Genomic DNA, 25758 nt, shown 5'->3' with positions numbered 1-25758 from the left:
CGAAGGTGCCGCTGTCGCGTCCCTCGGCCATGGCGGGCAGCATCTTCTCGGTCGCGCGGCTGCGCGCGCCGCCGGCATTCAGCACCTCGGCCAGCGTCTCCAGCGCGATGCCGTTCTTGTGGGCCAGCGCGACGCCCTCGATCATCGCCAGCCGGTTGCAGGTGCTGATCGTGTTGTTGACGAGCTTCAGCACCTGGCCCGCGCCGACCGGCCCGCAGAGCGTATGGTTCGGCCCGATCCGGTCGAGCACCGGCTTCGCCCGCGCGTAATCCGCCGGATCGGCGCCGACCATCATCGCGATCGTGCCGTTCGCCGCCCCCGCCGCGCCGCCCGAGACCGGCGCCGGGCCGGTCGCGGCCAATGCCAATGCGGCGGCCCTGGCGCTTGCCGCGGCGGTGGCGCGGGTCGAGATGCCGATGTCTCGATGGTCTCGCCCGGCTGGGTGATGCGCGCCTCGACCAAGGCCTGGATCGCCGAACTGCGCGACGCCAACGGCAACCTCCTGTTCCCGGAGGTGAAGAACGGCACCCTGAAGGGCTTCCCGATCCACACCAGCTCGAACGTGCCGAACAGCCTCGGCACCGGCACCGACGAGACCGAGATCTACTTCGCCGATTTCGACAAGATGATGATCGGCGAGACCGCCTCGATCGTGCTCGACCAGTCGACCGAGGCCTCCTTCACCGCCCAGGGCGGCACCGAGACCCATGCCTTCCAGCAGGACATGACGCTGTTCCGCGCCATCGCCGAGCATGATTTCGCGCCGGAATACGACGTGGCCGTGACCGGCTTCAACGCCGCCGCCTGGTCGCTCTGATCCATTTCCCGCGGCGCGGGCCGCCCGCGCCGCCCATCCCCAAGAGGAGTTTCCCATGACCCGCATTCCGCTCAAGCTCCGCCGCCATCACGGCGCGCTCAATCCCGGCGAGATCGCAGGCTTCGAGCCCGCCGCCGCCGCCGCCCTGGTCAAGTCCGGCGCCGCCGTGCCGCTCGCAGCCGCGAGGCCAGACCCGAGTCGAGCCCCAGATGCGCGCGGATCTCGGCCAGGTCCTCCTGGCCGCGGCCAATGGCATTCAGGACCCGCGCCGCTCCCAGCGGGCGGCCGCGGCCGAGGAAGGACTGGTCGAGCGCGCCGAGTTCGGCGGTGGCGGCACGGGCGAAGCGGCGGAAGCGGGCAACGGGATCGAGGGGCATGATGTCGGACTCTGGTCAGGCATTTATCGCTGACTTAAGTCAGATAGCGCGGCGGTGCAAGCGCCTCCCCGCCGTCCGGGCAATCATCGTTGGACTTGCCGCCGGTGATGCCCGTACAAACGCCTGAGACAGGATATGAACGAAGGTGCCGCAACATGTCTCCGAAGCTCCGGATCGCGCTTCTCGCCGGGATGCTCACCGCCGGGCTGGGCTATGCGGTGACCGCCGAGGAAGGGCCGGTCACCGTCCAGTTCTCCAATGGCGGCGTCTACGAGGGCGCGATGGCCGACGGGCTGCCGGACGGCTTCGGCAGCTACACGCTGCCGTCGGGCTACCGCTACACGGGCGACTGGGCCGCCGGCAAGCAGGAGGGCCAGGGCCGCGCGCAGCTGGTCAACGGCGCGGTCTACGAAGGCGCCTTTTCCGCGGGTCAGCCCGAGGGGCAGGGCCAGCTGACCCTGCCGGACGGCTCGGTGATGATCGGCACCTGGACCGCGGGCAAGATGACCGGCGAAGGCACGCGCACCTATCCCGACGGCTCGGTCTACCAGGGCGGCTTCAAGGACGATCTGGCCCATGGCACCGGCACGCTGCGCATGCCCGACGGCTATGTCTACGATGGCGGCTGGGAGAACGGCCGCCGCTCGGGCGAGGCGCGGGTGACGCTGCCGGACGGCTCGATCTATGTCGGCGGCATGGCGATGGACCAGCGTTCGGGCCAGGGCAAGCTGACGCTGTCGGACGGGTCGAGCTTCGAGGGCCAGTGGGTCGCCGACCAGCTCTCGGGCCAGGGCGTGGTCACCTATGTGAACGGCGATGTCTACCGGGGCAGCCTGGCGATGGGCAAGCGCTCGGGGCCGGGCGTCACCGAATACGCCACCGGCGAGCGCTACGAGGGCACCTACGAGGATGACGTGATCTCGGGCCGCGGCACCTATGCCGGCGCCGACGGCTACCGTTACGAGGGCGACTGGGCCGACGGCCAGTTCGAGGGCGAGGGCGTGCTGACCTATACCGACGGCACGGTGCATCGCGGCCAGTTCCGGGACGGGCTGCCCGAGGGGCCCGGCACGGTGCGCTTCGCCAGCGGCGATGTCTACGAGGGCGAGTTCCGCGCGGGCATCATGGAGGGCCAGGGCAAGAGCACGCTGCGCTCCGGCGCGGTCTACGAGGGCGGCTTCGCCGAGGGGCGCGAGCACGGCACGGGCAAGCTGATGCTGCCGGGCGGCTATACCTACGAGGGCGACTGGGTGAACGGCCTGCGCGAGGGCCGGGGCAAGGCGACCTTCGCCAGCGGCGCGACCTATGAAGGCGGGTTCCGCGACGATGTCTTCGATGGCGAGGGCGTGCTGACCATGCCGGACGAGCTGGTCTACGAGGGCGGCTTCAAGGGAGGCCGCCAGCACGGGCAGGGCAAGGTCGTCTTCGCCAATGGCGACATGTACGAGGGCGGCTTCGAGGAAGGCCGCCGCTCGGGCGAGGGCGTGCTGACCTATGCCGACGGCACGGTGCTGAGCGGCATGTGGAAGAACGACAATCTCGTTTCCGATGTCGCGGTGCCGCAGGACGCAGCGGAGCAGCCGCCCGAAGCGGAAGAGCCCGCGCCGCAATAGCGCCGGCGCCATCCGGCGGCCGGCCCCGTCGGGCGGTCGCCCTCGGTGGCGGCGGGGCGGCTCTGCGAGGAGGACCGCCGGATCATGGCCGAGCTTGCGGCGCGCTTCCCCGTTGACGGCGGGGCGCGGAGGGGCTAGCGGGGGCGCGCGCGGATGGCTGGATGACCGCGGGCTCCGCAAGGGGCGCGAGGAAAGTCCGGACTCCACGAAGCAACGGTGCCGGGTAACGCCCGGCGGGGGCAACCCCAGGGAAAGCGCCACAGAGAACAGACCGCCGCGGTCCGCCGCGGCAAGGGTGAAACGGTAGGGTAAGAGCCTACCGCGGGACTGGCAACAGGACCGGCACGGCAAGCCCCACCGGGAGCAATGCCTAATAGGGGATCCGCATGGGCTGCTTCGGCCCCGAGATCCCGGGTTGGCAGCTTGAGCGCGTCGGCAACGGCGGGCCTAGAGGAATGGTCATCCAGGGGGGCAACCCCCGGACAGAATCCGGCTTACAGGCCATCCGCGCAGCTTCATTCCGTTTGTCCGCGATCCAGCGGAGACGCCCCTGGCGGGGCGTCATTCTCCTTGCCCCCGCGCCGGGCTCCGCCCTCTGCGGGAGGCCGCCGGTTGCGGCGCGGCGCCGGGGATCCGGGCCTTGCGGCGCCGGCAGCCGCATGATCCTGGCCTGCGGGAAATCCATTTCGGGGCCTGGGAAAACCGCAGCTTCGCCGAGATCGATGCCGAGGAGCCCGACGCCATCGCGGCCTTCTGGCAGGCGCCCGGACCGTCCTGCGCGACCGGCGGCGAAAGCTGGGACATGCTGGCGGCACGGGTCTCGGCGGCGGCGGACCGGCTGGCGGCCATGGGCGGCGAGGTCATCGTGGTGGCGCATTTCGGTGCGATCCTGACCCAGCTCCAGCGGGCGCGCGGGATGACGGCAGCGGAGATCTTCGCGCAGAAGATCGACAATCTCTCGGTCACCAGCCTGCGCCGGACCGGCACCGGCTGGGAGGAAGGTTGCGCCAATCACTGTCCGTGATGGCGGTCCGCACAAAATTCAATTTCCGTCATGCCTGCGCCGCCGCTAGGCTTGCCACATGAGCTATGAATTGTACATCGGACACGCGTCCTACTCGAGCTGGTCGCTGCGCGCCTGGCTCCTGCTTCACCGGTTCGGCCTGGATCACAGGCTGGTCCATGTCGACATCTACGAAGGCGGCAAGCTGGCCGACCTCGCCCCGGTGGCGCCCGCCGTGACCGTGCCGGTGCTGGTGCTGCCCGACGGCACGGCCGTCGGCGAGAGCCTCGCCATTGCCGAGACCCTGCACGAGCGCCATCCCGATGCCGGGCTCTGGCCTGCCGATCCGTCGCAGCGGGCCTCCGCGCGCTGGATCGCGGCCGAAATGCATGTGGGCTTCGGCGCGCTGCGCGGCAACTGCCCGATGGTGGTCACGCATCGCCGCCCGGATTTCGTCCCGCCGCCCGAGGTGCTGGCCGATCTGGCGCGGATCGAGACGCTCTGGGCGATGGCGCGGCAGCGGTCTGGCGGGGCGGGGCCGTGGCTGTTCGGCGCCTACAGCATCGCCGATGCCTTCTACGCCCCGGTGGCGATGCGGATCGCGGGCTATGGCCTGCCGGTCGGCGATGCGGCGCGGGCCTATGTAAACGCCCATCTCGCCGATCCGGCGATTGCCGCCTGGCGGCAGATCGGAGCGGACTGGCCGATGGCGGAGGAGCCGCCCTATGTCCAGGGCACCGCGCGGGAGCCCTGGCCCGCGGCGATCTGAGCGGAGCCCGGCCGGGCAGCACATCGTGATCGTGGTTAACCTTCCGTTATGACCGCGCCGTGCTAAGCTCATTCCATGCTCCGGCTGCTGCTCTTCCTGTGGTTCCTGCTTCCGGCCCTCGCGGCAATCGCGGAGCCGGTCCGCTACCGGCTGGATCCGGCCGGGTCCGAGGTGCGTTTCCTCTATTCGGTCGGCGGCGTGCCGGGCGAGGGCACGATGCCAGTGAAATCGGCCCGGATGCAGATCGATTTCGCCCGGCTGGACCGGTCCTCTGCCGAGGTGGTGCTCGACGTGGCGTCGATCCGCGCCTCGACCCGGCTGGCCACCGATGCGCTGCGCAGCCAGAGCATGCTCGATGCCGCGGCTTATCCGGAAATCCGCTTCGTGTCGCGGAGCGTCAGCGGGTCGGTTGCCGCGGGCGCGGCGATCTCGGGCCGGGTCACCATCCGCGGCGTCACCAAGCCCTTGGTGCTGAACGCGAAGCTCTACCGTCCGCCGGGCAGCGCAGCGGGCGATCTCAGCCGCCTGACCGTGATTCTGACCGGGACGATCAACCGGCATGACTTCGGCGCCGACGGCTATGGCGAGCTGGTCTCGGAGCGGGTGGAGCTGCGGATCCGCGCGCAGCTCGCCGCGGCCGGCGGCTGAGCACGGAACAACCTTGCCGCCGCGCCCGTTGACCGGCCGACCGAAGCAAGGAAGGGAGCATCCCATGATACGCAAGCACGGATCCGCCGTCTGGCGCGGCGAGCTCAAGACCGGCACCGGCACCGTCAGCACCCAGAGCGGCGCGCTCGACAGCCAGCCCTATGGCTTCAACACCCGCTTCGAGGACAAGGTCGGCACCAATCCCGAGGAGCTGGTCGGCGCGGCACATGCCTCCTGCTTCTCGATGGCGCTGTCGATGATCCTTGGCCAGGCCGGGTTCGAGGCCGAAGAGATCAAGGCCAGCTCGACGGTGTTCCTGGACAAGGAGGAGGGCGGCTTCGCAGTGCAGAAGCTGCATCTCGAGGTCGAGGCCAAGGTACCGGGGGCTTCGGAAGAGGCGTTTCTGGAGGCCGCGCGGACGGCCAAGGAAAACTGTCCGATCTCGAAGCTCATGGCCGTCGAGATCACGATGGAAGCAGTGCTCAAGGCGTCGCAATCGGCCTGAGCCGATCCGGCTGCGGCCGCCTTCGGGCGGCCGCAGCACTAGCAGGCTGCTGAAATAGTCGGACCTCGACGCCAGCCCGGCCCGGCCGCGGCCGCCCGCCTGAGCTCAGGCCCCGGCGGTCGCAGCCAGCGCTTCGGCCTCGTTATAGGCCAGCTCCATGCCCGCGACCTGCACCGTGTCGATCAGCGCCATCAGCAGGTCGTCGCGGCTGAGCCGCCCTTCGGCATGTTCGGCGATGCAGGCATCGGCGCAATCGATCAGCGCCTCGAGGTTCTGCAGGACTTCGCCGACCATCTGCCGTTCGCGCTTCAGGTGCTCCATCAGCATGGCCGGCCGCGCCGCCGCGCCGAAGCCGCCCAGCGGCGCGGCGGCGTCGAGATCGGAGAGGAGCACCTGGGACAGGGAGTGATGGGTCATGGCGGTCTTCCGCAGCTCTGGCGATGTTTAGCAAAATACTAACCGGATTTTCCCGAACTGCCATGCCTCCGCCGCCGATTTCCTACGAAAAGGTTAACTGTGCCGGACCGCCTGGCACGGGGCGTGCTTGGGCCATGGCAGCACGTCACCGGTCTCCCCGAGGGAGCCAGCCAAAGGAAAGGACCCTGCCCATGGCCATGGAAATCGTCGGCGATCTCTGCACCTCCTGCGGGGATTGCGAGCCCGTCTGCCCGACCGGCGCCATCGTCCCGAAGAAGGGCGTCTTCTTCATCAAGGCCGATATCTGCACCGAATGCGCGCCCGATCACGACATGCCGCAATGCCTCAGCGTCTGCATGGAAGACGGCTGCATCCTCCCGGCGGAATGAGCGGGGACGGCTGCGGACCGGCCAGGCTGCGCCGCGTGCTGGAGGTCGTCTCCGCCGGAAAGGGCCACGCGGTTCTGGCGGCGGACCGGGATCAGGGCTGCGCCTCTTGCGCGGCCCGCGCGGGCTGCGGCGGCTTCGAGCTGCTGCATTGCGCGGCCGCGACGACGGGGTGGAAACGCCCGCTCTGCGGCGCGCCGGACATCCGCCGCGCGCAGGACCCGGAGCTGGCCGCGCTTTTCGTGCGCGGCTTGCCGGAGGCCTGAGGCTCAGCGCTTCTTGCCGCCGAGCTTCGCCGCCAGCCAGTCGCGGGCGCGGAACAGCACGTTGTCGTATTGCGGGGCGGGGACGTTGTCCTTGGCGCCGGGGGTCAGCTGCCGGTCGGCGGCGATCAGGCGCTGCACATGCCGCACGAAGCCGCGCCCGTAGATCTGCTCGGGGCGCACCGGGGTGCGGTCGTCCTTCATCCGCGCGACGAAGCCGGTATGGTGCAGCACGCGCGGCGCCGCGAATTTCGAGCCGCCATACTGCCAGAGCGTGCGGTTGCGGACATTGTATTCGGGCGGCAGGATGTGGAGCCTCAGGTCGCTGTGCCACAGCATCTCGCGGAAGACCGGCTGGTCGCGCGGCATGTCGTGATCGACCATCGCCTGCTGGCAGTCCTTCAGGAATTGCAGGGTCGCGTCGCTGCGGCGGAGCGCGATCATGCCGCCGTTGATCTGCGGAAAGGCGTTCGGCAGCGGCATCCGCCAGGGCTTCCAGGCGAAGCCCTGGTTGCGGTTCGTCGCCTGCACCGCCGCGATGTCGTATTTGCCCAGGACGAAGAACACGTCCGACATGTCGCCCAGCACCACCAGATCGACATCGAGATAGATCGTCCGGTCGAAGCGCGAGCGGATCAGCGCCTCGAATTTCGGGCGGAACCAGCTCTTGTCGAGCTTGTGCACCTGGCCGAAGAGCGACGCGTCGACCTCTTGGTCGGTGAAGATGTCAACTTCGAAATCCGGGTTGGACTGTTTCAGCGTCCGGGCCGCGGCCTCGGCCGCCGTGGCGTATTTGCGTCCGGATGCGGCCAGCACGAAGCCGCAGGTGGCGGGGGCGAGGCTTTCTGGCGTGGCCCAGGGCATGGGGGTCTCCTGACGATGCGGCGGGTGCTTCCGTGAAACCAACTTGCCGCGCGGAGCGCAAGCCCCGCCGCATGCGCGTCAGATCAGGCCGAGCCGCCGCAGGATGTGCTTGAGCGGGCCGGTCGAGACCGTGCGCTTGCGCTTGCCCTCGAGCGAGCGGTCGTCGTCGAGCAGGGCCTGGATGCGCGCGCGGACCACCGGATGCACCAGCCGACGCAGGTTGAAGGCGCGCTGCGCTTCCTCGGCATCGCGCAGGTGGCGCTGCAGCTTGCGCAGGTGCAGCACCCGCGGCGCGCCCTGCGAACGGCGCCAGCTGTTGAGCACCCAGAGCCGCATCATGTTGTATTCGACCGGCAGGATCGCCAGGCGCAGGTCGCTGAGGAACAGGGCCTCGCGCAGCGGCGGCTGGTCCATTCCGCCTTCGTCGAGCAGGATCTTCTGCACGCGTTCGAGCAATTCGGTGGTCGCGGGCGAGCGGCGGATGCCCATCAGCCCGCCATTGATCTGCGGGAAGGCGGCCGGCACGGCGAAGCTGCGGACCTGGTTGGCCAGCTTGCTGGCGCGGGTCTCGAAATGTGCCGCGGCGATGTCATGGCGTTCGAGCACGTCGAAGATATCGGTGATATCCGCGAGGAAGATCATGTCGTTGTCGAGATAGACCGTCAGGTCGAAGCGCGACCGCAGCATGGCCTCGAATTTCGGCCGGTGGGTCTTGTGTTCGAGCGGGTGGATCCTGTCGAACGGATGCGCGCCCGCGGGCGGCGTGTCCGTGAACAGGTCGATCTGCGCCCCGGGGCACATCTCGCGCAGGCTTGCCGCCGCGGCGGCGGCAACGGGCGTGTAGCCCGCGCCGCTGGCCGCGAAGACGAAGCCCCGGCTTGCGCCGGAGCCTCCGGTTGGGCTTGCCTCAGGCAAGCGAGCCGTCGATGCCCTTGCAGGCTTCCATCAGGCCCTTCACGGCGTTGACGGAATTGTCGAACATCGCCTGCTCGTCCTTGTCGAGCTTGATGTCGACGATCTTCTCGATGCCGCCGGCGCCGATCACGGTCGGCACGCCGACATACATGTTGTCGAGGCCGAATTCGCCCGAGCAATGGGCGGCGCAGGGCAGGACGCGCTTCTGGTCCTTGAGATAGGCTTCGGCCATCTCGATCGCCGAGGTCGCCGGCGCGTAGTAGGCGGAGCCGGTCTTCAGCAGGCCGACGATCTCGGCGCCGCCGTCACGGGTGCGCTGGACGATCGCGTCGAGCTTGTCCTGGGTGGTCCAGCCCATGCTCACCAGGTCGGGCAGCGGGATGCCTGCGACGGTGGAGTAGCGTGCCAGCGGAACCATGGTGTCGCCGTGGCCGCCGAGGACGAAGGCGGTGACGTCCTTCATCGAGACGTTGAATTCCAGCGACAGGAAGTGGCGGAAGCGCGCGGAGTCGAGCACGCCGGCCATGCCGCAGACCTTGTTCGCGGGCAGGCCCGAGAATTTCTGCAGAGCCCAGACCATCGCGTCGAGCGGGTTGGTGATGCAGATGACGAAGGCGTTCGGCGCGTGGGCTGCGATGCCTTCGCCGACCGACTTCATGACCTTCAGGTTGATGCCCAGCAGGTCGTCGCGCGACATGCCCGGCTTGCGCGGCACGCCGGCGGTGACGATGCAGACATCGGCACCTGCGATGTCGGCATAGTCGGTGGTGCCGGTCATGGCGGCGTCGAAGCCTTCGGACGGACCGGATTCGGCGATGTCGAGCGCCTTGCCCTGCGGGATGCCGTCGGTGATGTCGAACAGAACGACATCGCCCAGCTCTTTCAGCGCGACGAGATGGGCGAGCGTGCCGCCGATTTGTCCGGCGCCGATCAGGGCGATCTTGGGTCTGGCCATGATGATCCTCTCCAGTCCTTGACGAATGTTGCAGTTTGCCTAGTCGCTAAGTCATTTCCTTGCAAGACGGGTTTGCGCGGCAAGACGAAGCAAAGCCGGAGGCGGCTTCCTCAACGGCAGAATGGCTGCAACATGCTGAAGTCAAAGGGAAAGGCTAGGGGGCGTGGCGCCAGTGGCGCAAATGGAAGGCGTTTTGCCGGGGCCGGGGGCAGCGGCGGTCCGGCCGCGCCGCCGCTGCGGCGGCGGATCATGCGGCCTCCGGCACGGCCGCCGGGGCGTCCCGCTGCCTGTTTTCCCGGCACTCGCCGCAGGCGGCGTCAGGCGTCTTCGCCCGGCTGCAGCAGCTTGTCGTTGATCAGCTTCTCGTAGGACTGGCCGGAGGCGATCAGGCAGGTCATGCCGTCGGGCATGGTCACGGTGATGGTCCAGGTGCCGGTCTTGTCGGAGGCGAAGACCTCGACCAGCGAATTGTTCGCGCCGAGCCCGATGCTCTGCCGGGTCTCGCCGTAATTGCCGGAGAGCCGCTTCAGCACGTTGTCGCGCTCCGCGCAGTTCCGGGGCTGCTCCTCCGCCGCGAGCGCAGTGGTGGCGAAAAGCGCCAGGCAGAGGCTTGTCAGGGTCGTCTTCATCGCTACGTCCTCTCGGGAGGAGCCTTGCCTGCCTGTCCGCGCCTAGGCCGTTGCGGCAGGGGGAGGATCCCCGGTTGCAAGTCGTATTCGGTCGTCATGCCGGGCCCGCCGCCGGACAGCGTCCGGTCCGGGCGGGAGCCTGCGCGCGCAGGGCCGAAGAACGGGTAAACCCGGCGCGCTGCCTCCAGCGTCCCACAGGACAGCCTCGCGGGGGACCCCGACTTTCCGCGATGCGGCAAGTGGCCGCGAGCGCCTTTCCCTCCGCGCAATATAAGTACAAAAGCAGCCCCGTGGAGGAAAGAATCATGGATCAACGCGCGCGCCCCTACCGTTCCGTTCTCTATATCCCCGGCTCCAAGGAGCGGGCGCTGGAGAAGGCCAGGACGCTGGCGGTCGATGCGATCATCTTCGATCTCGAGGATGCGGTCGCGATCGACGAGAAGGTGAATGCCCGCAACCTGCTGGCCGATACGCTGAAGGCCGGGGGCTATGGCGCCCGGGTGAAAATCTGCCGGATCAACGGCTTCGACACCGAATGGGGCGAGGAGGACCTGAAGGCGATGGCCGCGGCCGCGCCCGATGCGATCCTGATCCCGAAGGTCGAAAGCACCGACACGATCGCCAAGGCCGCCGCGGTGCTCGACGCCACGCCGGGCTGCGAGGCGACGGAGATCTGGGCGATGATGGAGACCGCCCGCGGCATCCTGAAGGCCGCCGAGATCGCCGAGGCGCCCAGGATGGGCGGCTTCGTGATGGGCACGAATGACCTCGCCAAGGAATTGATGACCAGATTCCGGGCAGACCGCGAACCGCTGCTGACCTCGCTGCAGCTCTGCCTGCTCGCCGCGCGGGCGGCCGGAATCACCATCGTCGACGGCGTCTACAACGCCTTCAAGGACGAGGAAGGCTTCGCCGTCGAATGCGCCCAAGGCCGCGACATGGGCTTCGACGGCAAGACGCTGATCCACCCCGCGCAGGTCGCCGCCGCCAACGAGGCCTTCGCGCCCTCCTCGGCCGATATCGACCTCGCGCAGCGCCAGATCGCCGCCTATGAGGAGGCCGAGGCCAAGGGGCTGGGCATCGCCATCGTCGACGGCAGGATCGTCGAGAACCTGCATATCGTCACCGCCAAGCAGACGCTGGCCAAGGCCGCGGCGATCGCCAAGCTGGAAGAAGGGGTCGCCTGATGGGCTGGATCGCGCTGCTTGCCGGGATCGCTCTGTGGATCGCGGCGCATCTCTTCAAGCGGGTCTTCCCGGAGAAGCGCGCGGCGATGGGCAAGGCGGGGCAGGGCATCGTGGCGGCCGCGCTGCTTGCCGCGCTCCTGCTGATGATCTTCGGCTTCCGCGCGGTGCCCTATGTCAATGTCTGGACCCCGCCGGCGCTTATGACGCACATCAACAATACGCTGATGCTGCTGGCGGCGTTCCTGCTGATGCTGGGCCCGGCCAAGGGCGGGCTGGCGCGGCGCATCCGCCACCCGATGCTGGCCGCGGTGAAGACCTGGGCGGTCGCGCACCTGCTGGTCAATGGCGACCTCGCCTCGATCCTGCTCTTCGGCGGGATGCTGGGCTGGGCGGTGGCCGAGGTGATCGTCATCAACCGCAGCGAACCCGTCTGGACAAAGCCCGAAGAAGACAGGAAGGGCGATCTGAAGGCGGTTGTCGCCGGGATCGTCTTCTACGCCGCCGCCGTGGCGGTGCATGTCTGGACCGGCCACTACCCGATGGGATGAGACATGAAGATCTACCGTTTCCTCAGCGAGGACGACACTTCGGCTTTCTGCCACAAGGTCAGCGAAGCGCTGTCCAAGGGCTGGGAGCTCTACGGCGATCCGCAATATGCCTTCGACGCCTCGAACGGCGTGATGCGCTGCGGACAGGCGGTCACCAAGGAGATCGACGCGCCCTATTCGCCGGACATGAAACTGGGACAGCAGTGATGCCCACGGGGGAGCAGTGATGGCAGCAAAGACCAATCCGGGACGGTTCTTCGAGGATTATTCCATCGGCCAGGTGATCGGCCACGCGGTGCCGCGCACCGTGTCGGGCGGCGAGCGGGCGATGTACCATGCGCTCTATCCGGCGCGCCATGCGCTCTATTCCTCGGATGAATTCGCCCGCGCCTGCGGCCTCGCCGCTTCCCCGCTGGACGATCTGATCGCCTTCCACGTGGTGTTCGGCAAAACCGTGCCCGACATCTCGCTGAACGCGGTGGCGAACCTGGGCTATGCCGAGGGACGGTTCCTGAAGCCGGTGATGCCGGGCGACACGCTGCGTTCCACCTCCGAGGTGATCGGGCTCAAGCAGAACTCGAACGGCAAGTCCGGCGTGGTCTATGTCCGCTCCAAGGGCCTGAACCAGCGCGACGAGGTCGTGCTCGACTATGTCCGCTGGGTGATGGTGCGAAAGAACGACCTCGACGCGCCCGCGCCCGAGCCGGTGGTGCCGGAGCTCGCCAAGGTGGTCGATCCCGGCTCGCTCGCGGTCCCGGAAGGGCTTCATTTCACCCGCTACGATTTCGGCCTCTCGGGCGAGCCGCACCGGATGTCGGACTATGAGATCGGCGAGATCATCGACCATGTCGACGGCGTCACGCTGGAAGAGGCCGAGCACATGATGGCCACGCGGCTGTGGCAGAACACGGCCAAGGTCCATTTCGACGCCACCTTCCGTCCCGACGGCCAGAGGCTGATCTATGGCGGCCACATCATCAGCCTGGCGCGCGCGCTCAGCTTCAACGGCCTGGCGAACGCGCAGATGATCGTCGGGCTGAACGGCGGGGCCCATGCCAACCCGGCCTTCTCGGGGCTGACCGTCAAGGCCTGGTCCGAGGTGCTCGACAAGGTCGAGACCGCTGCGCCGGGCGTCGGCGCGATCCGGCTGCGGCTCGTGGCGGTCAAGGCCGGGGCCGAGGCGGGCAAGCTGAAGGGCGAGGACGGCAAGTACCTGCCCGAGGTGCTGCTCGATCTCGACTACTGGGCGCTGATGCCGCTCTGACGCGCTGCGCCGCCCGGACTGGGCGGCGTCTGTCTTTCCCGGCCTGCCATGCCTGCGGCCGGGCCGGTGCGGCGCGTTCCGCCATCCCCCTTTTTTCCGGTCGGGGTCCGCTGCCTGCGCGGAGCGGCGCCAATTCCGGCGCGGCTGCGCAGTCCTGCGGCATCCGATGCCGCCCCTGTCCGCGCAACCCCCGGTTTTGCCCGAGCCCGTTGACTGTTCCAAGAGGAAAGCGGCTCTCTGGGCTGCGGGGCAGGGTCCGTCCCGGCGCGCGGCGGCAGCTTGCGCGCAAGCGGTTTCCGGCAGGTGAGTCGGGCGGTTCCGCGACTCATTCCGCGCTGCGGCGCCGGTCGGCAATCCTTACGGTTTTGCTCATATTCCGTTTGTGATCACACTCTTGGATCGTGTGATCACAAACCGCGCCCGTTAGCGCCAATTGCGCCAAAAGATCGCGCTTTTGCGATTGCCGGGCGGATGACAACACCGCAAAAGGTGCTAAGACCGAAGTCAACGACCAAAGGCGAAACTCCGAGAGGGCAACCCATGGCTGATGTGAACCGGGGCAACCGGCCGCTTTCCCCATTCATGCTTGGACAGTACTACCGGCCGCAGATCGGCTCGGTGACCTCCATCCTGAACCGCGCTGCGGGCGTCGGGCTGATCGTGGGCGCTCTGCTCTGCGTCTGGTGGCTGCTCGCCGCCGCGTCCGGACCCGAATATTTCGGCGTCGTCGACTGGATCGTGACCAGCTATCTGGGCGATCTCGTCATGTTCCTCTCGGTCTGGGCGCTGTGGTACCACGCGCTGGCCGGCGTGCGCCACCTGATCTGGGACGCGGGCAAGTGCCTCGACCTGAAAGAGGCGCAGCTGCTCGGCAAGATCGTCATCGGCGGCTCGGTCGTGCTGACCCTGATCACCGCGATCATCGTGTAAGGAGACGCGCACCATGGCATTCTACACCGACCGCAAGCGCGCCGTTGGCATGGGCTCCGCCAAGACCGGAACCGAGAATTTCTGGCGCATGACGGTCAGCTCCTACGGGCTGCTGATCCTGACGCCGCTGTTCCTCTTCACCTTCGGCCCCCAGCTGGGCAAGCCCTATGAAGAGGTCATCGCCTATTTCGCGAAGCCGTTCCCGGCAGTGATCGCAGGCCTGATGATCACCGTCGGCTTCCTGCACTTCATCCGCGGCATGCGCATGGTTCTGGAAGACTACACGCACGGCATGGTCCGCGAGTGGCTGGTCATCGCCGTCACCTGCGTCTCCTATTTCGCGATCGGCTGCGGGCTGTTCGCGCTCGCGCGCCTGGCCCTCTGAAGAAGACGGAGCATACGAAGACAATGGCTTCCTACGAATACGAATCCCACGATTACGACGTCGTGGTGGTCGGCGCCGGCGGGGCAGGTCTCCGCGCGACCCTGGGCATGGCAGAGCAGGGGCTCAAGACCGCCTGCGTGACCAAGGTATTCCCGACCCGCTCGCACACTGTCGCAGCCCAGGGAGGCATCGCCGCCTCGCTGTCGAACATGGGCCCGGACAACTGGCAGTGGCACATGTACGACACCGTCAAGGGCTCCGACTGGCTCGGCGACACCGACGCGATGGAATACCTGGCCCGCTCCGCGCCCGCCGCGGTCTACGAGCTGGAGCATTACGGCGTGCCGTTCTCCCGGACCGAAGAGGGCAAGATCTACCAGCGTCCGTTCGGCGGCCACACCACCGAATTCGGCGAAGGCCCGCCCGTGCAGCGCACCTGCGCCGCGGCCGACCGTACCGGCCACGCCATCCTGCACACGCTCTACGGCCAGTCGCTGAAGAACAACGCGGAATTCTACATCGAGTACTTCGCCATCGACCTGCTGATGGAGGACGGCGTCTGCAAGGGCGTGCTGTGCTGGAAGCTCGATGACGGCACCTTCCACGTCTTCAACGCTAAGATGGTCGTGCTGGCCACCGGCGGCTACGGTCGCGCCTATTTCTCGGCGACCTCCGCCCATACCTGCACCGGCGACGGCGGCGGCATGGTGGCGCGCGCGGGCCTGGCGCTGCAGGACATGGAATTCGTGCAGTTCCATCCGACCGGCATCTACGGCTCGGGCTGCCTGATCACCGAGGGCGCCCGCGGCGAAGGCGGCTACCTGACGAACTCGGAAGGCGAGCGGTTCATGGAACGCTACGCGCCGACCTACAAGGACCTGGCACCGCGCGACTATGTCAGCCGCTCGATGACCATGGAAATCCGCGAAGGCCGCGGCGTGGGCGAGCACAAGGACCACATCTTCCTGCACCTCAACCACCTGCCGCCGGAAACGCTGGCCGAGCGCCTGCCGGGCATCTCGGAAAGCGCCAAGATTTTCGCGGGCGTCGACCTGAACAAGGAACCGATCCCGGTCCTGCCGACGGTCCACTACAACATGGGCGGCATTCCGACCAACTACTGGGGCGAAGTGCTGAACCCGACCGCCGAGAACCCGACCGCGACCGTTCCGGGCCTGATGGCCGTGGGCGAAGCGGGCTGCGCCTCGGTGCATGGCGCGAACCGCCTCGGCTCCAACTCGCTGATCGACCTCGTGGTCTTCGGCCGCGCCGCCGCGATCCGCGCCGGCGAGGTGATCGACCGCGCGGCCTCGATCCCGAAGGCGCCGGTGTCGGAAATCGACAAGGCGTTCGACCGCTTCGACGGCCTGCGCCACGCCCAGGGCGGCACGCCGACGGCCGATCTGCGCCTCGAGATGCAGCGCACCATGCAGGCCGATGCCGCCGTGTTCCGCGCGTCGGACAGCCTGAAGGAAGGCGTCGAGAAGATGACCGCGATCGCGGCCAAGCTCGGCGACCTGAAGGTCACCGACACCTCGCTGGTCTGGAACTCGGACCTGATGGAGACGCTCGAGCTGACCAACCTGATGCCGAACGCGCTGGCGACGATCGTCGGCGCCGAGGCCCGCCACGAGAGCCGCGGGGCGCATGCCCACGAGGACTATCCGGAGCGGGACGACGAGAACTGGCGGGTCCATTCCGTCATGCGCGTCGACGGCAACAAGGTCGATCTGAGCTTCCGTCCGGTGATCACCGATCCGCTGACCACCGAGGATGCGGGCGGCATCAGCCTGAAGCGCATCGCGCCGAAGGCCCGGACTTTCTGATGCGTGCCGTGCCGGCCTCCTGGTCCCGGCCCCATTCCGGGGCGGCGTTCCGCGCCGCCGCGGAGCATGCGGGGAGCGCGGAGGCATGAGCACGCAGATCACCGGCGGCGCGGAGAACTCCGCGCCGGCCTATGCCGGGCTTGGCCGGGTGGCACATGCCCTGCGCGGCCTCCGGGCGAGCGGACGGGTCGGGGCGGCGCCGGTCACGGGATCAGAGCAGGTCGACCGCGACCTCGCCCAGCCCGTCGATCCGGCCGCGGATCGGGGTCCCGCCGGGGAAATAGGGCAGGCCGCAGAGCGAGCCGGTGATCACGACCTGGCCCGGCTGCAGCCCGCCGCAATGGCCGCCGATGAACTCCGCCAGCAGCGACAGCGTGGTCAGCGCCGAGCCGAACGGCACCTCGGTTCCGCCGTCGAGCACGGTCTCGTCTCCGGCGGTGAGCCGGCCCGTCAGCTTGCCGAAATCGCTGCCGTCCCAGTCGGCAAGCGGTTCGCCCAGCACCAGCCCGGCATTGATCTGCTGGTCGGCCAGCTTGGCCAGCGGGTCGGCAGCCAGCGGGCCCTCCAGGCGGGTATCCACCAGCTCGATCACCGGGCGCGGCCGCACATGCCGGGCCAACTCCGCCGGGGCGGCGCCCAGCGGCAGGGGCGAGAGGATCTCGAAGCCGATCTCCAGCTCGATCCCGAGCTTGTCCGCGACCTTCACCGCGGCCCCCGAGGCCAGAAGCTGATCGGCGCGGATCGGCGCCATGATCGGGTCTGCGCCGGGCTTCTGCGCGGTCTTGAACCCGCCCACCGCGCCGAAATGGCGGCTGACCTCGGCCTGCACGGCATAGGCGGCGGCGGCATCCGCCGGGGCCGCGTCTGGGACGAAACGGCGGCCGCTCTCATGGGCGGCGATCAGGGCGGCGGCGAGGGGGGACAGCGCGGACATGGCGAACTCCGGTCGGACTGGAAAGGGTGTCTGCCCCGGGTCTAGCGTCCCGGCGCGCCGGGCAGAAGGGGCAGCACTGGCGCAGGGGCCCGGATTTTTTTGCGCTTTTGCGGGCCGGCCCCCTGACCATTTCCGGCCGGGGGCGCTAAATGAGGGCAACAGGATTGCCGGGAAGGACCAAGATGACGGAGACCGCAGGACAGCCCGAAGGGCCGGGCGCGCTGGAACTGGTGACGCGCGAGGCGTTCCGCAACGGCATGGCCTGCCTCGCGGGCGCCGTGAACATCGTGACCACCGACGGACCGGGCGGCCGCGCGGGCTTCACCGCGACGGCGGTCTGCTCGGTCACCGACGATCCGCCGACCCTGCTGGTCTGCCTCAACCGCAACAGCTCGGCGATGGCGGCCTTCACCGCCAACGAGGCGGTCTGCGTCAACACCGTCGGCCCGCGCCACCGCGACCTCGCCATGACCTTCGGCGGCAAGGCCCCGATGTCCGAGCGTTTCTCCGAAACCGGCTGGCACCGCGGCAAGAGCGGCGCGCCGGTGCTCGACGATGCGGTCGTCTCCTTCGATTGCCGGATCAGCCACCGCCATCTCTGCGGCACGCATGAGGTGATCTTCTGCGAAGTCGTCGATGTGGCCGCGGACCCGGAGGCGCCGGGCTCCGCCTATTTCGCCCGCAAGTTCCACGACCTGCCGGTCTGAGGCTGGACAGCCGGGGCTGCCCGCTCCAGATTGCGGAACGGGGTTTCGCGATGCGGGAGGAGCAGCGATGGATGGCAAGGGCGGCGGCGTCCAGTCGGTGACGCGGGCGCTGGGGCTGCTTCGGCTGCTGGCGCGGTCGGACGAGGGCCACCGGGTCAGCGATCTGGCGCGCGAGGCGGGGCTGGCGGTCTCGACGGCGCACCGGCTGCTGACCACGCTGGAATCCGAGGGCTTCGCCCAGTTCGATGCCGAAGAGTCGCTCTGGCATGTCGGACGCGAGGCCTATGCCGTCGGCGCCGCCTATGCGCAGCGGCGGAATTTCGTGGCGCCTGCGATGCCCTATCTGCGGCGGCTGCGCGACGAGACCCGCGAGACCGCCAATCTAGGCATCCTCGATGTCGACCATCTGGTGACGCTCAGCCAGGTCGAAAGCCGCGAGATCGTCCGCGCGATCTCGCCGCCCGGCGGCCGCGTGCCGGCCTTCTGCTCGGGCATGGGCAAGGCGATCCTCGCGACCTGGCCCGACGATCAGATTGCCGATTTCGCCGCCCGCACCGGGTTCCACCCGCTGACCTCGCATTCCCACCGCGATCTCGGCACGGCGATGGAGGATATCGCCCGGATCCGCGCGCAGGGCTTTGCCGTCGATGACGAGGAACACGCGCCGGGGCTCCGCTGCATCGCCGCCGTGGTCTGGTCCGAGACCGGAGAGGCGGCCTGCGCGATCTCGATCTCGGCGCTCTCGGCCCGGCTCTCGCCCGAGAAATTCGCCGTTGCGGGCAACAAGGTGGCCCGTGCCGCCGCTGACCTGACGGCCCGGCTCGGCGGCCATGCGCCGCTTTCCATATCGTGAAAATGCCGGCAGCCCTTGTGGCTGGACAGGCGGCCTCCGTGACAGACATCATGCGTCAGGGAGGACACCATGGAACTGCCACGCCCGAATCCGATGGTTCTGGAGCGCCGCGCCGAAATCGTCGCGCGGCTGAAGGAGGTGCTGCCTGCGGATGCCGTCATCGACGACCCGCGCGGGCTCGTTGCCTATGAATGCGACGCCCTGACGGCCTATCGCTGTCCGCCGCTGGCCGTGGTGCTGCCGCGCTCGACCGAAGAGGTCGCCGCCGCGCTGGGGATCTGCCATGGCTCGACCGTCCCGACATCGGGATCGAGGAGGCGGCCGACCGGCTGATCGACCGCGCGCTGGACATCGCCCGCGGCGGCTCCGGCCGTCCGAAGCAGAAGGAGGAGAGCTGACATGCCCCCCCAGGCACGCATGACAGATCCGCATGCCGGCCCCTGCACGATGGGCGCGCCGAGCCCGATCCTGCCGCCCTGCGCGCTGACCGTGCTGGTCTGCTGCCTGCCGGCCGCGCGCGTCACCGACATGTCGATGTCGATCACGCCGCCCGCGCCGCCGGTGCCGCATCCGATCGCCAAGGGCTCGATGACCGTGATGATCCAGAAGCTGCCCGCGGCGCGGATGGGCGATCTCTGCGCGATGGGCGGCACGATCATCATGGGCGCCCCGACGGTGATCACGGGAGGCTGAAGACGCAATGCCGGTGATCGTCAAGTTCCAGTCCACGGGCACGGTGCCCGGAGACGGCCGTCCGGTCGAGATGCGCGGCGCCTCGCTGACCATCGGGCGCAGCGCGGGCAACGACCTCGTGCTGCCCGATCCCGACCGGATCGTGTCGAGCCGCCATTGCGCGATCGAGGACCAGAACGGCAATGTCGTGGTGGTGGATTTCTCCACCAACGGCACCTTCCTCAACTACGGCAAGGTGCGGCTCGGCGAGGCGCCGACGCCCTTGAATGACGGCGACATCCTCAGCATCGGCAGCTACGAGCTGGTGGTCGAGATTTCCTCCGCCGCCGCGCCCGGTCCGGATGCGCTGCCGCCGCTCGAGGAGGCGCCGCTGATGCCGCAGGCCGGGCCCGCGCGGGGCGGTCCGCTGGACGGTCCGCAGCTGCGCCAGGCGGCCGGGCAGGGCGGCGCGGATGATGCCGCCGGCGAATGGGCTGCGCTCGAGCCCTGGTGCCTCGAGGCGGAATCCCAGACCAAGGACCCGCGCCGCGGCGGCCGTCCCAAGGCGCCGAAACCGGCCAAGCCCAAGGAGGACGGCTTCGGCATCCGGCATCTCGACAACGGCGTCACGCTGCGCCGCCATTCGGACGCCAAGGGCTACTACATCCGCTTCGAGGGGCGCCATGTCGATGCCGAGCTTCTGGAGCGCGCGATGGACGAGCTGGCCCGGCTCCTGGGACCGGCATGAGCCTCCCGGGGTTTCGCCGCGAAACCCCGGTGTCCGGGGGGCTGCGGCGCGGTCGTCGTTTACCCCCCAGAAAGATCCTGCTAGCCAGCGCGCACCGAAATCCGACGAGTCGCATGTTTCCCAGATCTTCCCTTGCCCTGCTTGCCGTCCTTTTCCTGCTTCCGCCCGGCTGGGCAGCTGCCGCGGGCTTTGCGATGGAGGAGCTTCCTGCCGCCGGCGGCGCCGAGGATCCGGCGATGCGCATCGGCATCTGGTACCCAGCCGCGACCGCGCCGCCCGCGACCGCGACGCTCTTCGGCCAGCATCTGAGCCTCGACGCCCCGGTTGCCGAAGGCCGCCATCCGCTGGTGGTCATCAGCCACGGCCAGGGCGGCTGGATGGGCGGCCATGCCGATACCGCGCTGGCGCTGGCCGAAGCGGGCTATGTCGTCGCCGTGCCCGAGCATCCCGGAGACAACATGCAGGACGGCGGCGCGCCGCCCGCCCAGTGGATGGTGACGCGCCCGGCCGATCTGCGCGCGGCGATCGACTACATGACCGAGGCCTGGCCCGGCGCCTCGCGGATCGATTCCGGACGGATCGGCGTCTACGGCTTCTCCTCGGGCGGCTACAGCGCGCTGGTGGCGGCCGGGGCGCTGCCGGATGTCGGGCTGGCCAAGTCTTTCTGCGCCGGCAATCCGCGTGAATATGCCTGCCGCGAAGGCTTCCTCGACGGTGCCGAACCGGGGCAGGTGGCGCCGGTCCTCGAACAGGTGGCGGGCGATGGCCGGATCGGGGCCGTCGCGGCTGCCGCGCCGGCGCTCGGCTTCGCCTTCGGCGCGCTCGACCTGGCGGCCATCGACATCCCGGTGCAGATCTGGTCCGGCGGGCTCGACCTGCGGGTGCCGCACAACACCAACGGCGCTCTGGTCGCCGCGGGCCTCGCCGCTTCGCCGGATGTGCATGTGGTCGAGCGGGCCGGGCATTTCGCCTTCCTGGCGCCCTGCAGCCCCTCGATGGAAATGGCCCATCCCGCGCAATGGGCGATGTATTGCGTCGATTCCGAAGGCTTCGACCGGGCCGCGTTCCACAAGGACATGAATGCCGAGCTGGTGCGGTTCTTCGACAAGTCGCTGAAGCGCTAGGGCGACATTACCGGACATGACTGCGCGCGGCACAGCGCGGCGGTATTCTCTGCCATGATGTTCCGAAGCGCCGGGGCAGGGTGCCCGTTTGCAGGACCGCATCGCCGCCGCTGCGGCATATCGGGGCCCGCCGCCTGTCCGTCCCTTTGCTGTCCGGCACCGGATGTCTGTCCCGGAAAGACTCCTGCGGGTATCAGCCGAGACCGCAACGGCAATCGACAGGCTGCGGGCGGAAATGCGATTTTCGGGCCAGACAGACACCTCACAGAACGGCAAGGCCCGCATGATCACCATCGACCGCATCTCCACCGAGATCGTAGACCTTCCGACCATCCGCGGGCATGTCCTGTCGATGGCCACCATGACCGTGCAATCCGTGGTGCTCGTGCGGATGGACTTCTCCGACGGCTCCACCGGCCTCGGCGAGGGCACCTCGATCGGCGGGCTGAGCTACGGCTCGGAAAGCCCCGAAAGCATCAAGTCGGCGATCGACTGCTACCTGGCGCCGGTTCTGGTCGGCACCGATGCCGACAACATCTCGGCGGCCCGCAACCTGATCGCCAAGGCGGTGCGCGGCAATCCGATCGCCCGCTCGGCGGTCGAGATCGCGCTCTGGGACGGCCTCGGCAAGCGGCTCGGCGTGCCGGTGGCGCAGCTCTTCGGCGGTGCGGTGCGCCAGGGCATCGACGTTGCCTGGACGCTGGCCTCGGGCAATTCCGACACCGATATCGCCGAAGCCGAGGAGATGCTGGAGACCCGGCGCCACCGCCAGTTCAAGCTGAAGATCGGCAAGCGCGCGCTGAAGGACGACCTGGCGCATGTCGGGCGGATCAAGGCGGCGCTCGGCGACCGCGCCAGGCTGACGGTCGACGTCAACCAGGCCTGGGACCTGCACACCGCGCGCGACGGGCTGCGCGGGCTCGAGGAGATCGGGGTGGCGATGGCCGAGCAGCCGATCGACCTGCGCCAGCGCGACCAGCTGAAATCGCTGACCGACGGCTCGGCGATCGCGGTGATGGCCGACGAGGCGCTGACCGGGCCGGTCGATGCGATGCGCCATGCCGGCGACCGCGCGGCGGACGCCTTCGCGGTGAAGGTCGCGCAGTCGGGCGGGCTCGCCAATGCGGCCGAGGTGATCGCCATCGCCAAGGCGGCGGGCATCGGCCTCTATGGCGGCACCATGCTGGAATCGGGCGTGGCCACCGCCGCCTCGCTGCAGCTCTTCTGCACGGTCGAGCACTGGGCCTGGGGCTGCGAGCTCTTCGGGCCGCTCCTGTTCACCGACGAGGTGCTGGCCGAGCCGCTGGTCTACCGCGATTTCCAGGTCTGGCTGCCGGAGGGGCCGGGGATCGGCGTCTCGCTCGACGAGGAGCGCGTCCGCCGCTACCGCCGCGGCGGCGCCGAGCCGGTGGCGATCGTCGCCGAATAGCGCCCTTCGGCGCCGCTGCGCCCTGTCCCGCCCCGGCCCTGCGCCGGGGCCTCCGCGTTTCAGACCAGCTTGCGGGCGACGCTCTGGGCGAGCCGGGCGAAGTTGCGCACATGCACGCCCTGCTCGTCGATCCGGTAGTTCAGCGACAGCTCGGTCTGGCCCAGCTCCGGCTCGAAGGCGAGGAAGCGGATGCCGTTGCGCGCCGCCGAGGCGACCGAGGCCGGCACGATGCAGACGCCCTCGCCGATCGCCACCAGGCTCAGCGAAGTCTGCAGGTCCATGGCGAAGACGCGCTTCATCGCGGCAGTGTCGAAGCCCTGTGCGGCGAGCCGCTCCAGCACGAAATCGGCATAGCTCGGGCGCGGGAATTCCGGGTAGAGCACCAGCGTTTCGCCGGCCAGTTCGGCCAGCGAGACGCTGCCGCTGCGGACCGGGGCGAAGGTGTCGGGCGCGGCCAGGACCAGCGGTTCGTCCATCAGCCGGATCTTGGCGAATTCGGCATCGCGCAGGGCGGGGCGGGCGAAGGCGACGTCGATCTCGCGGCGGATCAGGCGGCGGTGCAGCTGGGCGTTGTTCATCGGCAGGAGCGACAGGTCGACCTGGCTGTAATGCGCGCGGAAGGATTTCACGATGTTCGGCAGGATGCCGTAGGTCGAGGAGCCGACGAAGCCGATCCGGAGCCGCCCCTCGGCGCCCTGGCCGAGCCTTGCGATCTCGCGCTCGGTCTCGGCGACGAGATCCTGGATCTGGGCGCCGCGTTCCTTCAGCCGCTCGCCGGCCTGGGTGAGGGTCACGGCGGAGCGGCCGCGGTTGAACAGCAGCGCGCCGATTTCCTCCTCGAACTGCTTGATCTGCCGCGACAGCGGCGGCTGGGCGATGCCGAGCCGTTCGGCGGCGCGGCCGAAATGCAGCTCTTCGGCCACGGCCATGAAATAGGCGATCTGCTTGAGGTTCATGCCGTCCTCCCGGCGCATCGGTCAGGGTCCGAGACTGCCCCGGATCGCGCCCGGATGCCAGAGGCCGCGAGGCGTCGGGCGGCGCGCAGGGTTGTTGCGGATGATGCCGGTGGCGATCGGCCGCTCTGGTGCGCGGCCTCCACCCACGAGGGCGAGGAAGAGATCGCCGCCGAGGCGCACCGCATCGCCCAGAAGGGCACCCACCGCCTGCTGCTGATCCTCGCCCCGCGCCATCCCGAGCGCGGCCCGGCGATCCGCGACATGCTGGCCGCAAAGGGCTTCGCCGTGCGGCTGCGCAGCGAAGCGGGCTGCCCGGACGAGGATTGCGACGTCTATGTCGCCGACACGCTGGGCGAGATGGGGCTGTGGTACCGGCTGGCCCCGGTCAGCTTCGTCGGCGGTTCGCTGGCCCGCATCGGCGGCCACAATCCCTATGAACCGGCCGCGCTCGGCTCGGCGATCCTGCACGGGCCGCATGTCCACAATTTCGCCGACATCTATGCACGGCTCGACGCCGCCGCCGCGGCGCTCAAGGTCGAGGATGCCGCCGGTCTGGGCGAGACCGTCGCCGAGCTGATGCAGCCCTCGCGCAGCGCGCCGATGGCCTTCGCCGCCTGGGAGCTCAGCTCGTCGGGCGCCGATGTCACCGACAAGGCGATCGCGCTGATCCTCGAGCACCTGCCGGACCCGGCCGCCTGATGCAGGCGCCTTGCTTGCCTTCCTGACGGCTGCGCCGGGCCTTGGCGCGCCGCAGCCCGGGCTGGCGGGCCTGCTGGCGGGGCTCAGCCTGGCCTGGGGGCTGGGCCTTGCCGCCTTCCTTTGGGTCCTGGTGCGGCTGCTGCGCTTCTTCTGAGCGTTCAGTCGCTCACGGGTTCGGCCGCGACCTTGGCTTCGACATGGCGGGCGAAATTGTCGAGGATCGCCTGCCAGCCCTGGCGCTGGATCTCGGCGGGGTGCTCGTCCTCGGGGTCGAAGACCTCGCGCACCAGCGTGCCGCCGGGGGCGGTCTGGAACCAGACCTTCAGGTGGCGGCCGCCGAATTCGGACTCGATCATGCTCAGCGGCTCGATCCTCACGAAGCGGCCCTCGAAATCGAAGCCTGCGCTGCCGTCCTTCGCCTCCATCCGCGACAGGAAACGGCCGCCGGGGACCAGGTCAATCTCGGCGCGGGTGGTGTGCCAGTCCTCGGATGCGGCGTTCCAGTCCATGATGTCCTCGGGGGTCGTCCAGCAGGCCCAGACGGTCTCCAAGGGCGCACGGACCAGCGTCTCCACGGTAATCTGCATGGCATCCTCCTCCTCGTGTCATGCGGGACCATGCTACGCGGCGCAGGGCGTCCTGGGAACCGCCGTTCCGGAGGACGGTTGCGCGGGCGGCAAACGGGCGATGATCCGCCCGCTCCGGCACGCTGTGCTGCCGGCCGCGGAAAAGCGGTGACACAGGGCGGCCCATGGCAGGGATGCGGGTCCGGGGACAGGGCTGCTTGCGCCTCCGCTCCGGATCCGGGCTGGTGCGGTCGCGCGGAGTGCCTGCAGGCCCGCAGGCTCTGGCGGGCTGTCGCCGGAGGCAGGGTGCGGGCGATCCGTCTGGCCGGACCGGTGCCGGCATGGCTGGCGAAGCTTGGCTTCCATTCCGGAGGCTCGGCGCCAGTCCGGCTGGCGCAACCCTCGAAACAAACGCCGCGGGAGAGGTCACCGGCCCAGCCGCTTCAGCCGGCGATCATGACGTCGGGAGCACGCAGCTGTCCGGCCGGAAAATGCCCGGAGCCGGCCTGCTGCGCGGACGTCTCCGGCAACGCTGGAGATCATGCGGTCCAGCCCTGCGGCAGGACGACCAGCCTTCTGCATCGCGCAGCGGCCAGTCTCCGCCTCCTCCCGGCGCGTGCCGGACCGTCGAAAGCGCCTTGCGGTCCCGGTGCGGCGCGTTCCCGCTGGTCCGCGTCCGGCACTCCCCCGTGGCGCTGGAACAATTCCGGGCCATTGCGCCGCAGGGCGGCGCCGCCCGCTGCGCGGGTCTGCGCAGGCGCCGAGCCGA

The 25758-nt window shown here is 69.1% G+C and carries 33 protein-coding genes, 1 other RNA gene and 1 pseudogene; 25 read left to right on the top strand and 10 right to left on the bottom strand.

What is annotated here, in order from left to right; genetic code table 11:
- The coding region (locus C7T91_RS12680; RefSeq protein WP_161555877.1) for an NAD-binding protein at positions 1-367 on the bottom strand (367 nt) is incomplete at its 3' end.
- A gap of 57 nt (positions 368-424) precedes the next feature.
- On the opposite strand from C7T91_RS12680, the gene C7T91_RS12675 reads away from it, so the two are divergent.
- Complete coding sequence (locus C7T91_RS12675; protein WP_108259560.1) at positions 425-817, top strand: phage major capsid protein; 393 nt, start codon at positions 425-427, stop codon at positions 815-817.
- 149 nt (positions 818-966) lie between these two features.
- Here C7T91_RS12675 and C7T91_RS12670 read toward each other — a convergent pair whose 3' ends face one another.
- Entirely contained in the window at positions 967-1194 is a 228-nt protein-coding gene (locus tag C7T91_RS12670) for a hypothetical protein (protein WP_236638202.1), read from the bottom strand.
- Between the two features lie 155 nt (positions 1195-1349).
- On the opposite strand from C7T91_RS12670, the gene C7T91_RS12665 reads away from it, so the two are divergent.
- The 6 genes from C7T91_RS12665 to C7T91_RS12640 all read left to right on the top strand — a co-directional run bounded on the left by C7T91_RS12665 (position 1350) and on the right by C7T91_RS12640 (position 5732).
- On the top strand, positions 1350-2807 hold the full coding sequence (locus C7T91_RS12665) for an MORN repeat-containing protein (protein ID WP_161555876.1): 1458 nt from the start codon (positions 1350-1352) through the stop codon (positions 2805-2807).
- Positions 2808-2956: 149 nt separating this feature from the next.
- Positions 2957-3320: RNase P RNA component class A (gene rnpB / locus C7T91_RS12660), an RNA gene on the top strand.
- Between the two features lie 127 nt (positions 3321-3447).
- On the top strand, positions 3448-3831 hold the full coding sequence (locus C7T91_RS12655; RefSeq protein ID WP_236638201.1) for a histidine phosphatase family protein: 384 nt from the start codon (positions 3448-3450) through the stop codon (positions 3829-3831).
- Between the two features lie 58 nt (positions 3832-3889).
- On the top strand, positions 3890-4579 hold the full coding sequence (locus C7T91_RS12650; RefSeq protein WP_108259557.1) for a glutathione S-transferase: 690 nt from the start codon (positions 3890-3892) through the stop codon (positions 4577-4579).
- Positions 4580-4654: 75 nt separating this feature from the next.
- On the top strand, positions 4655-5227 hold the full coding sequence (locus tag C7T91_RS12645; RefSeq protein WP_108259556.1) for a YceI family protein: 573 nt from the start codon (positions 4655-4657) through the stop codon (positions 5225-5227).
- A 64-nt stretch (positions 5228-5291) separates the two neighbouring features.
- A complete protein-coding gene (locus tag C7T91_RS12640; protein WP_108259555.1) occupies positions 5292-5732 on the top strand; it encodes an OsmC family protein in 441 nt (146 codons plus the stop codon).
- A gap of 105 nt (positions 5733-5837) precedes the next feature.
- On the opposite strand, the gene C7T91_RS12635 is transcribed toward C7T91_RS12640, so the two are convergent.
- Positions 5838-6149 (bottom strand): hypothetical protein, encoded by a 312-nt coding sequence (locus C7T91_RS12635; protein WP_108259554.1) that lies wholly within the window; start codon positions 6147-6149, stop codon positions 5838-5840.
- A 191-nt stretch (positions 6150-6340) separates the two neighbouring features.
- On the opposite strand from C7T91_RS12635, the gene C7T91_RS12630 reads away from it, so the two are divergent.
- Positions 6341-6538, top strand: coding sequence for a 4Fe-4S binding protein (locus C7T91_RS12630; RefSeq protein ID WP_108259553.1), 198 nt, complete (start codon positions 6341-6343; stop codon positions 6536-6538).
- A 35-nt stretch (positions 6539-6573) separates the two neighbouring features.
- Positions 6574-6801 carry a hypothetical protein gene (locus tag C7T91_RS12625; protein WP_145962867.1) on the top strand — a complete coding sequence of 76 codons (228 nt, stop codon included), beginning with the start codon at positions 6574-6576 and terminating at the stop codon, positions 6799-6801.
- A gap of 3 nt (positions 6802-6804) precedes the next feature.
- On the opposite strand, the gene C7T91_RS12620 is transcribed toward C7T91_RS12625, so the two are convergent.
- The 4 genes from C7T91_RS12620 to C7T91_RS12605 all read right to left on the bottom strand — a co-directional run bounded on the left by C7T91_RS12620 (position 6805) and on the right by C7T91_RS12605 (position 10161).
- Positions 6805-7662 carry a putative nucleotide-diphospho-sugar transferase gene (locus tag C7T91_RS12620; RefSeq protein ID WP_108259551.1) on the bottom strand — a complete coding sequence of 286 codons (858 nt, stop codon included), beginning with the start codon at positions 7660-7662 and terminating at the stop codon, positions 6805-6807.
- 78 nt (positions 7663-7740) lie between these two features.
- The gene (locus C7T91_RS12615; protein ID WP_108259550.1) at positions 7741-8577 is read right to left on the bottom strand and encodes a putative nucleotide-diphospho-sugar transferase; all 837 of its coding nucleotides are present in this window, start codon (positions 8575-8577) and stop codon (positions 7741-7743) included.
- On the bottom strand, positions 8570-9532 hold the full coding sequence (mdh, locus tag C7T91_RS12610; protein ID WP_108259549.1) for a malate dehydrogenase: 963 nt from the start codon (positions 9530-9532) through the stop codon (positions 8570-8572). The genes C7T91_RS12615 and mdh overlap by 8 nt, the downstream gene beginning before the upstream one ends.
- A gap of 317 nt (positions 9533-9849) precedes the next feature.
- The gene (locus C7T91_RS12605) at positions 9850-10161 is read right to left on the bottom strand and encodes a hypothetical protein (RefSeq protein ID WP_108259548.1); all 312 of its coding nucleotides are present in this window, start codon (positions 10159-10161) and stop codon (positions 9850-9852) included.
- A 305-nt stretch (positions 10162-10466) separates the two neighbouring features.
- On the opposite strand from C7T91_RS12605, the gene C7T91_RS12600 reads away from it, so the two are divergent.
- The 7 genes from C7T91_RS12600 (at position 10467) to sdhA (ending at position 16301) form a co-directional block, all read left to right on the top strand.
- Positions 10467-11348 (top strand): HpcH/HpaI aldolase/citrate lyase family protein, encoded by an 882-nt coding sequence (locus C7T91_RS12600; protein ID WP_108259547.1) that lies wholly within the window; start codon positions 10467-10469, stop codon positions 11346-11348.
- Complete coding sequence (locus C7T91_RS12595) at positions 11348-11896, top strand: NnrU family protein (RefSeq protein WP_108259546.1); 549 nt, start codon at positions 11348-11350, stop codon at positions 11894-11896. The genes C7T91_RS12600 and C7T91_RS12595 overlap by 1 nt, the downstream gene beginning before the upstream one ends.
- Positions 11897-11899: 3 nt before the next feature.
- Positions 11900-12103 (top strand): DUF1737 domain-containing protein, encoded by a 204-nt coding sequence (locus C7T91_RS12590; RefSeq protein WP_108259545.1) that lies wholly within the window; start codon positions 11900-11902, stop codon positions 12101-12103.
- Between the two features lie 19 nt (positions 12104-12122).
- Positions 12123-13160: a MaoC family dehydratase gene (locus C7T91_RS12585; RefSeq protein WP_108259544.1), complete on the top strand. Its 1038-nt coding sequence runs from the start codon at positions 12123-12125 to the stop codon at positions 13158-13160.
- Positions 13161-13700: 540 nt separating this feature from the next.
- Entirely contained in the window at positions 13701-14090 is a 390-nt protein-coding gene (sdhC, locus tag C7T91_RS12580; protein ID WP_108259543.1) for a succinate dehydrogenase, cytochrome b556 subunit, read from the top strand.
- A 13-nt stretch (positions 14091-14103) separates the two neighbouring features.
- A complete protein-coding gene (sdhD, locus tag C7T91_RS12575) occupies positions 14104-14475 on the top strand; it encodes a succinate dehydrogenase, hydrophobic membrane anchor protein (RefSeq protein WP_108259542.1) in 372 nt (123 codons plus the stop codon).
- Positions 14476-14498: 23 nt separating this feature from the next.
- Positions 14499-16301 carry a succinate dehydrogenase flavoprotein subunit gene (gene sdhA, locus C7T91_RS12570; protein WP_108259541.1) on the top strand — a complete coding sequence of 601 codons (1803 nt, stop codon included), beginning with the start codon at positions 14499-14501 and terminating at the stop codon, positions 16299-16301.
- Between the two features lie 211 nt (positions 16302-16512).
- On the opposite strand, the gene C7T91_RS12565 is transcribed toward sdhA, so the two are convergent.
- Entirely contained in the window at positions 16513-17235 is a 723-nt protein-coding gene (locus tag C7T91_RS12565) for a hydratase (protein ID WP_108259540.1), read from the bottom strand.
- 182 nt (positions 17236-17417) lie between these two features.
- Here C7T91_RS12565 and C7T91_RS12560 point away from each other — a divergent pair, with 182 nt between their 5' ends.
- The 7 genes and pseudogenes from C7T91_RS12560 to C7T91_RS12530 all read left to right on the top strand — a co-directional run bounded on the left by C7T91_RS12560 (position 17418) and on the right by C7T91_RS12530 (position 22768).
- Positions 17418-17942 (top strand): flavin reductase, encoded by a 525-nt coding sequence (locus C7T91_RS12560; protein WP_108259539.1) that lies wholly within the window; start codon positions 17418-17420, stop codon positions 17940-17942.
- A 67-nt stretch (positions 17943-18009) separates the two neighbouring features.
- Complete coding sequence (locus C7T91_RS12555) at positions 18010-18795, top strand: IclR family transcriptional regulator (protein WP_108259538.1); 786 nt, start codon at positions 18010-18012, stop codon at positions 18793-18795.
- 69 nt (positions 18796-18864) lie between these two features.
- A pseudogene (locus tag C7T91_RS12550) lies at positions 18865-19095 on the top strand (FAD-binding oxidoreductase); the annotation flags it as partial.
- Between the two features lie 99 nt (positions 19096-19194).
- On the top strand, positions 19195-19488 hold the full coding sequence (locus C7T91_RS12545; protein WP_108259537.1) for a PAAR domain-containing protein: 294 nt from the start codon (positions 19195-19197) through the stop codon (positions 19486-19488).
- Between the two features lie 7 nt (positions 19489-19495).
- The gene (locus C7T91_RS12540) at positions 19496-20215 is read left to right on the top strand and encodes an FHA domain-containing protein (RefSeq protein ID WP_108259536.1); all 720 of its coding nucleotides are present in this window, start codon (positions 19496-19498) and stop codon (positions 20213-20215) included.
- A gap of 236 nt (positions 20216-20451) precedes the next feature.
- The gene (locus tag C7T91_RS12535) at positions 20452-21339 is read left to right on the top strand and encodes an alpha/beta hydrolase family protein (protein WP_145962866.1); all 888 of its coding nucleotides are present in this window, start codon (positions 20452-20454) and stop codon (positions 21337-21339) included.
- Positions 21340-21622: 283 nt separating this feature from the next.
- Positions 21623-22768 carry a muconate cycloisomerase family protein gene (locus C7T91_RS12530; RefSeq protein ID WP_108259572.1) on the top strand — a complete coding sequence of 382 codons (1146 nt, stop codon included), beginning with the start codon at positions 21623-21625 and terminating at the stop codon, positions 22766-22768.
- Between the two features lie 59 nt (positions 22769-22827).
- Here the strand turns inward: C7T91_RS12530 and C7T91_RS12525 are convergent, their stop codons facing one another.
- The gene (locus tag C7T91_RS12525) at positions 22828-23724 is read right to left on the bottom strand and encodes a LysR substrate-binding domain-containing protein (protein ID WP_108259571.1); all 897 of its coding nucleotides are present in this window, start codon (positions 23722-23724) and stop codon (positions 22828-22830) included.
- A gap of 54 nt (positions 23725-23778) precedes the next feature.
- Here C7T91_RS12525 and C7T91_RS12520 point away from each other — a divergent pair, with 54 nt between their 5' ends.
- Together C7T91_RS12520 and C7T91_RS32535 are read left to right on the top strand one after the other, a co-directional pair.
- Positions 23779-24423, top strand: a complete 645-nt coding sequence (locus tag C7T91_RS12520; RefSeq protein WP_108259534.1) for a 3-deoxy-D-manno-octulosonic acid transferase — start codon at positions 23779-23781, stop codon at positions 24421-24423.
- Between the two features lie 10 nt (positions 24424-24433).
- Positions 24434-24577 carry a hypothetical protein gene (locus tag C7T91_RS32535; protein WP_161555875.1) on the top strand — a complete coding sequence of 48 codons (144 nt, stop codon included), beginning with the start codon at positions 24434-24436 and terminating at the stop codon, positions 24575-24577.
- A 4-nt stretch (positions 24578-24581) separates the two neighbouring features.
- Here C7T91_RS32535 and C7T91_RS12515 read toward each other — a convergent pair whose 3' ends face one another.
- A complete protein-coding gene (locus C7T91_RS12515) occupies positions 24582-25010 on the bottom strand; it encodes an SRPBCC domain-containing protein (protein ID WP_108259533.1) in 429 nt (142 codons plus the stop codon).
- Positions 25011-25758: the final 748 nt, after the last annotated feature.

Origin of the sequence: Mangrovicoccus ximenensis (assembly GCF_003056725.1) — a bacterium.
GTDB lineage: Bacteria > Pseudomonadota > Alphaproteobacteria > Rhodobacterales > Rhodobacteraceae > Mangrovicoccus > Mangrovicoccus ximenensis.
The sequence above is the reverse complement of the archived record's forward strand: the minus strand, read 5'-3'. Positions and strand labels throughout refer to the sequence as shown.

Excerpts from the sequence above, each read along its gene's own strand:
- C7T91_RS12675 (WP_108259560.1), top strand. The coding sequence starts at position 425 with ATGGTCTCGCCCGGCTGGGTGATGCGCGCCTCGACCAAGGCCTGGATC.
- C7T91_RS12670 (WP_236638202.1), bottom strand. The coding sequence starts at position 1,194 with ATGCCCCTCGATCCCGTTGCCCGCTTCCGCCGCTTCGCCCGTGCCGCC.
- C7T91_RS12665 (WP_161555876.1), top strand. The coding sequence starts at position 1,350 with ATGTCTCCGAAGCTCCGGATCGCGCTTCTCGCCGGGATGCTCACCGCC.
- C7T91_RS12650 (WP_108259557.1), top strand. The coding sequence starts at position 3,890 with ATGAGCTATGAATTGTACATCGGACACGCGTCCTACTCGAGCTGGTCG.
- C7T91_RS12645 (WP_108259556.1), top strand. The coding sequence starts at position 4,655 with ATGCTCCGGCTGCTGCTCTTCCTGTGGTTCCTGCTTCCGGCCCTCGCG.
- C7T91_RS12640 (WP_108259555.1), top strand. The coding sequence starts at position 5,292 with ATGATACGCAAGCACGGATCCGCCGTCTGGCGCGGCGAGCTCAAGACC.
- C7T91_RS12635 (WP_108259554.1), bottom strand. The coding sequence starts at position 6,149 with ATGACCCATCACTCCCTGTCCCAGGTGCTCCTCTCCGATCTCGACGCC.
- C7T91_RS12630 (WP_108259553.1), top strand. The coding sequence starts at position 6,341 with ATGGCCATGGAAATCGTCGGCGATCTCTGCACCTCCTGCGGGGATTGC.
- C7T91_RS12620 (WP_108259551.1), bottom strand. The coding sequence starts at position 7,662 with ATGCCCTGGGCCACGCCAGAAAGCCTCGCCCCCGCCACCTGCGGCTTC.
- mdh (WP_108259549.1), bottom strand. The coding sequence starts at position 9,532 with ATGGCCAGACCCAAGATCGCCCTGATCGGCGCCGGACAAATCGGCGGC.
- C7T91_RS12605 (WP_108259548.1), bottom strand. The coding sequence starts at position 10,161 with ATGAAGACGACCCTGACAAGCCTCTGCCTGGCGCTTTTCGCCACCACT.
- C7T91_RS12600 (WP_108259547.1), top strand. The coding sequence starts at position 10,467 with ATGGATCAACGCGCGCGCCCCTACCGTTCCGTTCTCTATATCCCCGGC.
- C7T91_RS12595 (WP_108259546.1), top strand. The coding sequence starts at position 11,348 with ATGGGCTGGATCGCGCTGCTTGCCGGGATCGCTCTGTGGATCGCGGCG.
- C7T91_RS12590 (WP_108259545.1), top strand. The coding sequence starts at position 11,900 with ATGAAGATCTACCGTTTCCTCAGCGAGGACGACACTTCGGCTTTCTGC.
- C7T91_RS12585 (WP_108259544.1), top strand. The coding sequence starts at position 12,123 with ATGGCAGCAAAGACCAATCCGGGACGGTTCTTCGAGGATTATTCCATC.
- sdhC (WP_108259543.1), top strand. The coding sequence starts at position 13,701 with ATGGCTGATGTGAACCGGGGCAACCGGCCGCTTTCCCCATTCATGCTT.
- sdhD (WP_108259542.1), top strand. The coding sequence starts at position 14,104 with ATGGCATTCTACACCGACCGCAAGCGCGCCGTTGGCATGGGCTCCGCC.
- sdhA (WP_108259541.1), top strand. The coding sequence starts at position 14,499 with ATGGCTTCCTACGAATACGAATCCCACGATTACGACGTCGTGGTGGTC.
- C7T91_RS12565 (WP_108259540.1), bottom strand. The coding sequence starts at position 17,235 with ATGTCCGCGCTGTCCCCCCTCGCCGCCGCCCTGATCGCCGCCCATGAG.
- C7T91_RS12560 (WP_108259539.1), top strand. The coding sequence starts at position 17,418 with ATGACGGAGACCGCAGGACAGCCCGAAGGGCCGGGCGCGCTGGAACTG.
- C7T91_RS12555 (WP_108259538.1), top strand. The coding sequence starts at position 18,010 with ATGGATGGCAAGGGCGGCGGCGTCCAGTCGGTGACGCGGGCGCTGGGG.
- C7T91_RS12545 (WP_108259537.1), top strand. The coding sequence starts at position 19,195 with ATGCCCCCCCAGGCACGCATGACAGATCCGCATGCCGGCCCCTGCACG.
- C7T91_RS12540 (WP_108259536.1), top strand. The coding sequence starts at position 19,496 with ATGCCGGTGATCGTCAAGTTCCAGTCCACGGGCACGGTGCCCGGAGAC.
- C7T91_RS12535 (WP_145962866.1), top strand. The coding sequence starts at position 20,452 with ATGCGCATCGGCATCTGGTACCCAGCCGCGACCGCGCCGCCCGCGACC.
- C7T91_RS12530 (WP_108259572.1), top strand. The coding sequence starts at position 21,623 with ATGATCACCATCGACCGCATCTCCACCGAGATCGTAGACCTTCCGACC.
- C7T91_RS12525 (WP_108259571.1), bottom strand. The coding sequence starts at position 23,724 with ATGAACCTCAAGCAGATCGCCTATTTCATGGCCGTGGCCGAAGAGCTG.
- C7T91_RS12520 (WP_108259534.1), top strand. The coding sequence starts at position 23,779 with ATGCCAGAGGCCGCGAGGCGTCGGGCGGCGCGCAGGGTTGTTGCGGAT.
- C7T91_RS12515 (WP_108259533.1), bottom strand. The coding sequence starts at position 25,010 with ATGCAGATTACCGTGGAGACGCTGGTCCGTGCGCCCTTGGAGACCGTC.